The 7,112-nt window shown below is 70.4% G+C and carries 8 protein-coding genes; 4 read left to right on the top strand and 4 right to left on the bottom strand.

Going from position 1 to position 7,112, the window contains the following annotated elements:
- Positions 1-214 precede the first annotated feature (214 nt).
- Entirely contained in the window at positions 215-385 is a 171-nt protein-coding gene (locus tag ACIQCZ_RS35130; protein ID WP_219613405.1) for a helix-turn-helix domain-containing protein, read from the bottom strand.
- A 658-nt stretch (positions 386-1,043) separates the two neighbouring features.
- Here ACIQCZ_RS35130 and panD point away from each other — a divergent pair.
- The 3 genes from panD to ACIQCZ_RS35115 are packed head-to-tail and all read left to right on the top strand — an operon-like array spanning position 1,044 to position 2,522.
- The gene (gene panD / locus ACIQCZ_RS35125) at positions 1,044-1,469 is read left to right on the top strand and encodes an aspartate 1-decarboxylase (RefSeq protein WP_402288793.1); all 426 of its coding nucleotides are present in this window, start codon (positions 1,044-1,046) and stop codon (positions 1,467-1,469) included.
- 30 nt (positions 1,470-1,499) lie between these two features.
- A complete protein-coding gene (locus ACIQCZ_RS35120; protein ID WP_402288791.1) occupies positions 1,500-1,862 on the top strand; it encodes a GNAT family N-acetyltransferase in 363 nt (120 codons plus the stop codon).
- 33 nt (positions 1,863-1,895) lie between these two features.
- Positions 1,896-2,522 carry an aspartate/glutamate racemase family protein gene (locus ACIQCZ_RS35115; RefSeq protein ID WP_402288789.1) on the top strand — a complete coding sequence of 209 codons (627 nt, stop codon included), beginning with the start codon at positions 1,896-1,898 and terminating at the stop codon, positions 2,520-2,522.
- A gap of 360 nt (positions 2,523-2,882) precedes the next feature.
- Here the strand turns inward: ACIQCZ_RS35115 and ACIQCZ_RS35110 are convergent, their stop codons facing one another.
- From ACIQCZ_RS35110 to ACIQCZ_RS35100, 3 genes are all read right to left on the bottom strand, one after another.
- Positions 2,883-3,326: a hypothetical protein gene (locus tag ACIQCZ_RS35110; protein ID WP_402288787.1), complete on the bottom strand. Its 444-nt coding sequence runs from the start codon at positions 3,324-3,326 to the stop codon at positions 2,883-2,885.
- Between the two features lie 2 nt (positions 3,327-3,328).
- Positions 3,329-3,826 (bottom strand): MarR family winged helix-turn-helix transcriptional regulator, encoded by a 498-nt coding sequence (locus ACIQCZ_RS35105; RefSeq protein WP_402288784.1) that lies wholly within the window; start codon positions 3,824-3,826, stop codon positions 3,329-3,331.
- A 161-nt stretch (positions 3,827-3,987) separates the two neighbouring features.
- A complete protein-coding gene (locus ACIQCZ_RS35100; RefSeq protein ID WP_402288783.1) occupies positions 3,988-5,490 on the bottom strand; it encodes a tetratricopeptide repeat protein in 1,503 nt (500 codons plus the stop codon).
- A gap of 205 nt (positions 5,491-5,695) precedes the next feature.
- Here ACIQCZ_RS35100 and ACIQCZ_RS35095 point away from each other — a divergent pair, with 205 nt between their 5' ends.
- Complete coding sequence (locus ACIQCZ_RS35095; RefSeq protein ID WP_402288781.1) at positions 5,696-7,108, top strand: M64 family metallopeptidase; 1,413 nt, start codon at positions 5,696-5,698, stop codon at positions 7,106-7,108.
- The last annotated feature ends 4 nt before the right edge of the window (positions 7,109-7,112 follow it).

The following is a 7,112-nucleotide window of genomic DNA, read 5'->3' as shown; positions in this document are numbered from 1 at the left end:
CCGCTACGAGAAACGCGCCTACATCTACCTCGGCACCGTCACCCTCGCGGCCCTCGCGATCTGGCTCCGAACATGATCCAAGAAACAGACCCTAGGGCCCTGGGGCGTGTGTCACGTCCTGGAACGGGTGCGTCGTCATTTCCTCAATGGTGTCACTTTGCGCACCGGCGTGCGGCGGTTTCGCCGCGATACCCGGCGTCGTTGGCGATCGCCACTAATGGATCTTCTGCTGCTCCAGCCACTTGAAGACCTCGGTCTTCTTGTAGAGGACCTTCGCGTTCCTGCCTCGGCCGAGTTTGTAGCCCTTCAGGCCGAGCTTCGAAGCTTCCTTGTAGACCCAGCTCCGGGACATGTTGAGCATCGTCGCAACCTCGGTCGAGTCCATGAGTGCGGGCTCGACCGGGCGTCTCCCGTGGGGCGCGCTGGTTCCAGAGATCGTCCCTTCGGGGGGCGTTTGCGGGGCTGTGGGCAATGGTGCTCCTTTGGGGCTGGGCCGTGCCGATCCCGAAACGGAGCAGCGCGGTCTGGCAGGAATTGGTGTGCGCCCGCTGAGAGGCATCGCCAGGTGCTGTCGCGCGGACAACACCCATGGTCACGAGAATCCCCGGTTTGGCTAACCGGGCTTTTGCCGCTATGTTGCCGCGCCCGCCTGGATGTTGTCATTGCCCGTGGCGAGCCGCGAGCGGCGCCGCCAAGTGCGTCGGAGTAGGTGCCGCGGCCTGGGCGGATTGATGCGTGTGCAAGCGACGACGCGTGCCGACCATCGGCCCGCCGTCGTGGGTCCGCTCACAGCGAGGGTGGTCCCGGACGGCTGCCGACGGTCGTTGCATAGGCTGGCGTTGTCGTCGCGGCGGGGGAGCGAGTGAGCTAGCTGAGCCCCTCGAAACCTGCCTGACGGTACGTCAGAAAAGTCAGCAATTGGTCAGCATCAGTCCTCAAGAACCTGGTGAAAGCTGACCGAACATGCGACTCGCTGTAAGGTAGGGAAATCGCCCTTGACCTGCAAAAATGCAGGCAGGGAGCCTAGCTCCAGGAGTACCTCGATGATGCGTACAATGTTCAAATCCAAGATCCACCGTGCCACCGTCACCCAGGCCGACCTGCACTACGTCGGTTCTGTGACCGTCGATGCCGAGCTGATGGAGGCCGCGGATCTGCTGCCCGGTGAGCTGGTGCACATCGTCGACATCGACAACGGCGCCCGTCTGGAGACGTACGTCATCGAGGGGGAACGCGGCTCCGGTGTCATCGGTATCAACGGCGCCGCCGCCCACCTCGTCCACCCCGGTGACCTGGTCATCCTGATCAGTTACGCCCAGGTCGAGGATGCCGAGGCCCGTCGGCTGACCCCGCGCGTCGTGCACGTCGACGCCGGCAACCGTCTGGTCGGGGTCGGCGCCGACGCGTCCGAACCCGTGCCCGGCAGCGCCACCGATCGGAGCCCGCGCGCTGTCGTCCCGGCGCGCTGACCCGGCTCGATCGCTGAGGGAGCACCCGCCATGGCAGAACGGACCGGCGGGGTCGAACTCGACATCCGCGACGACCGGGCGAGCGGAAATCTGTTCGCCCACGAGAGCGGCAAGGCCGCCGGAATCATCGCGTACTTCGTGATGGACGGTGAGCCGGCCGCACTGGTCGCCGTGCACACCGTCGTCGAACCAGGCCACGAGGGCAAGGGCATCGCGGGCGCTCTCGTCCAGGAGTTCTACGCCATGGCGGGACGTGAGGGCGTGCCCGTCGTCCCGCTCTGCCCGTATGCCGCGAAGTGGGCGGAGCGGCATCCCGACAAGGCTCCTGCGGCGCCGACGGAACTGGTGGAGCAGGCGAAGAAGCAGCTCACGTCCCGGCCCGAGCTGTACTGATCGGCGGTGGGCGGGGGCTGTACCGTTCGGGCCGTGACACTCGCGCTGCTGCACACCTCCCCTGTCCACGTCCCCGTCTTCGACGCCCTTCGGGACGCGGATCATCCCGGACTCGCCCTGCGCCATCTCGTGGACGAGGATCTGCTGCTCCGGGCCAGGGAGTCGGGTCCCGAAGCGGTGTCGGGCGAGATCCGGGCGCTGCTCGCGGGCGTTGTCGCCGAAGGGGCCTCCGCCGTGCTCTGCACGTGTTCGACGATCGGCGCGGTCGCCGAGTCGGTCTCGTCGGTGATCGGCGTCCCCGTGCTGCGTGTCGACCGTCCGATGGCGGCCGCTGCCGTGCGGCGGGGGCGCGTGGTGGTTCTCGCCGCGATCACCGGCACTCTGGCACCGACGCTCGCACTGCTGGCCGAGGAGGCGGGGGAGCGGCCGGTCGAGGTCCGTACCGTTGTGGTCGACGGGGCCTGGGCGCGCTTCGAGGCCGGTGACCGCGACGGCTATCTGGACCTGGTCGCGGCCGCGGCCGACGCGGTGACGGAGGCCGACGTGATCGTGCTGGCCCAGGCGTCCATGGCTGATGCGGTTTCCCGGACGGTCACCCGGATCCCGGTGCTCTCCAGCCCCCGGCCGGGCCTGACCGCCGCAGTCGCAGCGGCGCGCTGAGGCGCCGAACGGGGCGCGGAGAGACCCGGGCGGAGCATCCCGAACCCGTACGCATGGACTCACCGGGCGCGGCCAGCCGCTCCGGGGGACGGTGGAAGGAGATCCACCCCGAACCGTTCGGAGGCTCCTGATGTCCGATCCGTACCCCGACCCCGTACCCCCGGCTCCCACCCCCGGACCGATGCCCGGGCCGCCGTCACCGCTTCCGGAGCCGCCGCCACCGCCGCCCGGACCCGTTCCGCCCGGCCCCTCGCCGGATCCGATTCCGCAGCCGCCACCGGAGCCGCAGCCCGCCCCCCAGCCGGCCGGATGACCTGCCCGGGTGTGCCCAACGGGTCCGGCGCGCCCCGGCGGCGCGTCTCAGACCCCGGCCAGGGCCGCGTTCGCCCGCGCGGTGACCTCGGTGAGCACGCGGCCGGCCACGGCCAGGTCCTCGGCCGGCAGATCCCCGTACAGCCGGGCCGTGATCTCGGCGATTCCGGCCCGGTTCGCCTCGTGCCGGGCACGACCCGCGGCCGTGAGCACGACGCGCGGAGTGTCACCAGGGACCTCTTCCATCAGCCCTGCGGCGGCCAGTTCGGCCAGCACCGTCTCGGCGACTTCCGCGTCGATCTTCAGTGTGCCGGTCATACGGTCGACGAGCCCGGCCCGCTCCGTCGCCGCGTCGTGGTCCGCGGTGGCGTTCAGCGCCACCGACTGGTGGAACGTGGTTCCGGTGGCGGCCAGCAGTCGTTCGAGTACGGCCCGGGTGGCGTAATGGGCCTGGCCTATGATCTGGCCGTTGACGGTCGGTGCGGCAGACATGACTACTCCTTGGTCTCTTTGGTCTCTTTGGTCGATGGAGTCGGGACTGAGGGAATCGGAACGTCGAGAAGAGCTGTCACGGTGCGGATGAACACCTCGGTGTCCGCACCGTCCAGACCGCCCAGCGGGGCCAGTTGCTGATCGAGGAGATCGCGCACGACATCGACCGCGCGGAGCGTGACCGTGCGCCCCGCATCGGTCAGCGAGAGCTGGACCGCCCTGGTGTCGCCGGGGTCGGTCGTGCGCTCGATGAGGCCGGCGGCCTCCAGGGCGCGGGCGAGCTTCGACACGTAGAGCGGTTCGAGGCCGGCGTGATCCGCCAGCCGGCGCTGACTGGGCCTCAGTCCCGACTGCTGCATGCCGAGCAGGGATCCCAGCAGGGAGTACTGCGCGTGTGTCAGGCCGAGCGGCCCGATCGCCCGGTCCACGGCCACCCGCCACTTCATGGACAGACGCCAGACCAGGAAACCGGGGGTCGGTCCCTCGGATGTGCTGCTCATGAGAATTAATGTACATGGATACTGTGTACATGGCTATTAAATTCGGCTGAAGCCCTCCGGGGCCGTCGGTACTTGCTGCCGTTGCTGTCCCGGGGACCGGACCGGACCGGCCGTCCGGCCGGACATGGCCCCTCGCCTCCGGCGCTACGGGCGCCGCCCGCTCACGCGGGCCGTCGAGGCGTGCCCGGTGCGGGGGTGTGGCGGGCCGACGGTCCGGCCCCGTCCGACGGAACCCGGGCCGCGGGCGGACGTACCGGCGCCGGTCCCAGCGTGGTGCTGCCGGGGGAGGCGCGGTGTCCGAGTCCGGTCCGGTAGGCGTCCATCGCCGCCTCGGTACGGCCGAGGCGGCGCAACAGATCTCCCAGCAGCCGGCAGATGTCCGCGAGATCGCCCGCCGCGCCCGCCCGTTCCAGCAGGGCCAGCGCCGAGACGTAGTGTTCCTCGGCGGCTTCGAGGTCCCCCTCGTCCTCGTGGACGAGGCCGAGCAGCCGGTGCGCGCCTCCGGCGTGGACCGACCCCCGTTCGGGGTGCAGTTCGCCCAGGAGCCGGTGCAGCAGTTCCCGGGCCTCGGTCGTCCTGCCGCTTCGGCGCAGTACGTCCGCCAGTTCCACCTCGACCTGTGCCGTGTACAGCGCGGCCCGCTTCGACGCCAGCATGTCGCGGGCGGCGCGCAGTTCGGCCTCGGCGCCGGACAGGTCGCCGTCCTGTGCGCGCACGTAACCACGCATCCAGTGGCAGTGCGCCATTTCCGTACGGATCTGGAGCTGCTGGTAGATCTCGGCGGCCTTCGCGAGGGAGGCGTCGGCCTCCGTGGTGCGGCCCGCCGCGATCAGTGTGCGGGCGACGCTTCGGTGCAGTCCGGCGACCAGCTCGGGATCGGACACCTGCGGTGCGAGAGCCAGCGCCAGCTCACCCGCCTGTGCGGCGCGGGCGTGGGCGCCCATGTCCATGTACGGGGCGATCGAGGCCGTGTACAGCAGCAGCAGCGCGCCGGGGTCCTGCAGTCCGGAGGAGTTCAGCTCGTCGATGGCGCTTTCCAGCAGGTAGCAGGCGTAGCGGAGTTCGCCCGCCAGGAGATGGGCGACCGCCCGGCCGCGGACGGCCGGGGCGCGGCGGGGGAGCGGTGCGTCCCGGAGGATCTGCTCCGCGCTCTCGAAGTACTCACGGGCCACGGGCAGATCACCCGTCTCCAGCGCGCACTGGCCGAGCCCGAGGAGTGCCGTGGCGCGTTCCTCGCCGAGACCGAGCCCCTCGGCCTCGGCGAGCAGTCGGGAGTAGGTGGCGGCGGCGTCCTCGGCGGCGCCCGTGGCCAGCGTCCGCTGGGCCTCCACGAGCCTCAGCCTCAGATCGGTGGCGAGATGGGCGGGGCGCCCCGTCGCCAGCTCCTCGTACGTCACGCCGAGCCGCTCGGCGAGATGGCGCACGGCCGCTTCCGACGGGCGTACCCGGCCCGCCTCCAGAGTGGAGACGTAGGCCGGGGTGTACGCGGGCTCGGCCAGCTGGCGTTGAGTCAAGCCGCGTTCGGCTCGCAGCCGTTGCACGCGCCGCCCGATGGCTTCGGCATCACTGTCGGATCCGTGCGAGGAGTTCGGGGCGTCGGCGACGTGCGGCTCCTCTCCGGGGAACGTGCCGGCTCCTCGTCCCGCTGTGCGCTTCTCGTTCATCGCACCCCGTCCTTCCGCCTCGCCCGGCCTCGAAATGTGGCCCATGCATCGTAAATGCCCGGTTGGGTGGCTCAACCGACAGGCTCCCCGGTCTTGTTGGGAACGCCGCACGCTTCTATGTTAAGCGTCGGCTTAAATCGATTTAACTTATGGGTTACGTGACGACGGGCAGTCCGAAGTACCCCAGGACCTGGAGGAGTTGTCCATGCGCATACGCCCCCACGCGCGCCGAGCAACAGGAACGGTGGCGGGATTCGTTCTCGTCGGTCTCCTGGCCGTGGCCGCCGCACCCGCCTCGGCGTCGGTCACCGCCGCGGACCGCGACGGCGGACGACGCGTTCAGGCCGAGTACTTCCCCGACCCCGGCGGTCCGGGCAGGACCGTGGAGGTCCCCACGACCACCTCCGCCCAGCGGGGCGGCCGTACCGCAGCCCCGCTGAGCGCTGCCGGAGCCGCCGCCGACGGCACGGTGGGCCGGCAGGCCGTGACCGGCCCCACCGACGACCGGCTGGACGTCGTGATCATCGGGGACGGCTACACGGCGGACCAGCAGGACGACTTCCACGCGGACGCCACCGCCAAATGGGCCGACATCACCGCCCTGGAGCCGTACAGGAGCTACCAGGGTCTGTTCAACGTCTGGACCGTCGACGCCGTCTCGCGTGACTCCGGTATCAGCGGCGATCCCGGAACGGACACCGCCCGGGACACCGCACTCGGCAGCTACTTCTGGTGCGCGGACACCGAGCGGCTGATCTGCACCGACATCGACAAGGTGGCCGCGTACGCCGCGAAGGCCCCGGCGGCCGACCTCGTGGTGGTGATCGCCAACTCCACCAAGTACGGAGGCGCGGGATACTCCGGACTGCAGGCCGAGGGGTACCCCTTCGACGGGGTCTCCACGCTCTCCTCCGACCACGCCTCGTCGAGCCTGATCGCCGCTCATGAGATCGGGCACTCGGTGGGACTGCTCGACGACGAGTACACGTACGACGCGTACGGCACCTGGACCGGAGGCGAGCCGGGCGGCATCAACTCCACCACGTACACGCCGGAGCAGCTCATCGAGAAGCGCGCCAAGTGGTACCGCTGGCTGGGGCGGAGCGACCCGTCCGGCGGCACGGTCGGCACGTACGAGGGAAGCGCCTACTACCCGTTCGGCATCCAGCGGCCGACCGCCTCATCGATCATGCGTGAGCTGAGCAACACCGAGTTCAATCTGCCCGGACGTGAGGCGATGATCGCGGGGTTCTACCGCGCGGGCAACGCGCTGAGCAGCACCGTCGACACGGAGACGGCCGTGGGCCGGGGCCGCGGTATCACGGTGACCCTCGCGGACCTCGGGGCTGTCGGCACCAAGCCCCCCGCACACCGGCCCGGCGCCGCCGCCGGACTCGCCAGGACCGATCTGCGCTGGTACGTCGACGGCGTCGAAAGGGTCGTCGCCCGGGGCCGCACCTTCGTCACCCCGGCCTCGCTCGGTGTCCGCGCGGACGGCCGCGGCCACGAGGTGACCGCCGAGGCGGTCGACCGCACCGACGCCATCCGCGACCCCGCGGTCCGTGCCCTGGCCACCGAGACCCTCACCTGGCGCGTCACGGCGACCGGGCACCGGTAGCAGG

Origin of the sequence: Streptomyces sp. NPDC093149 (assembly GCF_044754145.1) — a bacterium.
Lineage (GTDB): Bacteria > Actinomycetota > Actinomycetes > Streptomycetales > Streptomycetaceae > Streptomyces.
Note: the sequence above shows the minus strand (reverse complement) of the source record. Positions and strands in the feature narration are given on the sequence as shown.

What these genes read in the sequence shown, in the direction of transcription:
- ACIQCZ_RS35130 (WP_219613405.1), bottom strand. Translation starts at nt 385, where the DNA reads ATGGACTCGACCGAGGTTGCGACGATGCTCAACATGTCCCGGAGCTGG.
- panD (WP_402288793.1), top strand. Translation starts at nt 1,044, where the DNA reads ATGATGCGTACAATGTTCAAATCCAAGATCCACCGTGCCACCGTCACC.
- ACIQCZ_RS35120 (WP_402288791.1), top strand. Translation starts at nt 1,500, where the DNA reads ATGGCAGAACGGACCGGCGGGGTCGAACTCGACATCCGCGACGACCGG.
- ACIQCZ_RS35110 (WP_402288787.1), bottom strand. Translation starts at nt 3,326, where the DNA reads ATGTCTGCCGCACCGACCGTCAACGGCCAGATCATAGGCCAGGCCCAT.
- ACIQCZ_RS35105 (WP_402288784.1), bottom strand. Translation starts at nt 3,826, where the DNA reads ATGAGCAGCACATCCGAGGGACCGACCCCCGGTTTCCTGGTCTGGCGT.
- ACIQCZ_RS35100 (WP_402288783.1), bottom strand. Translation starts at nt 5,490, where the DNA reads ATGAACGAGAAGCGCACAGCGGGACGAGGAGCCGGCACGTTCCCCGGA.
- ACIQCZ_RS35095 (WP_402288781.1), top strand. Translation starts at nt 5,696, where the DNA reads ATGCGCATACGCCCCCACGCGCGCCGAGCAACAGGAACGGTGGCGGGA.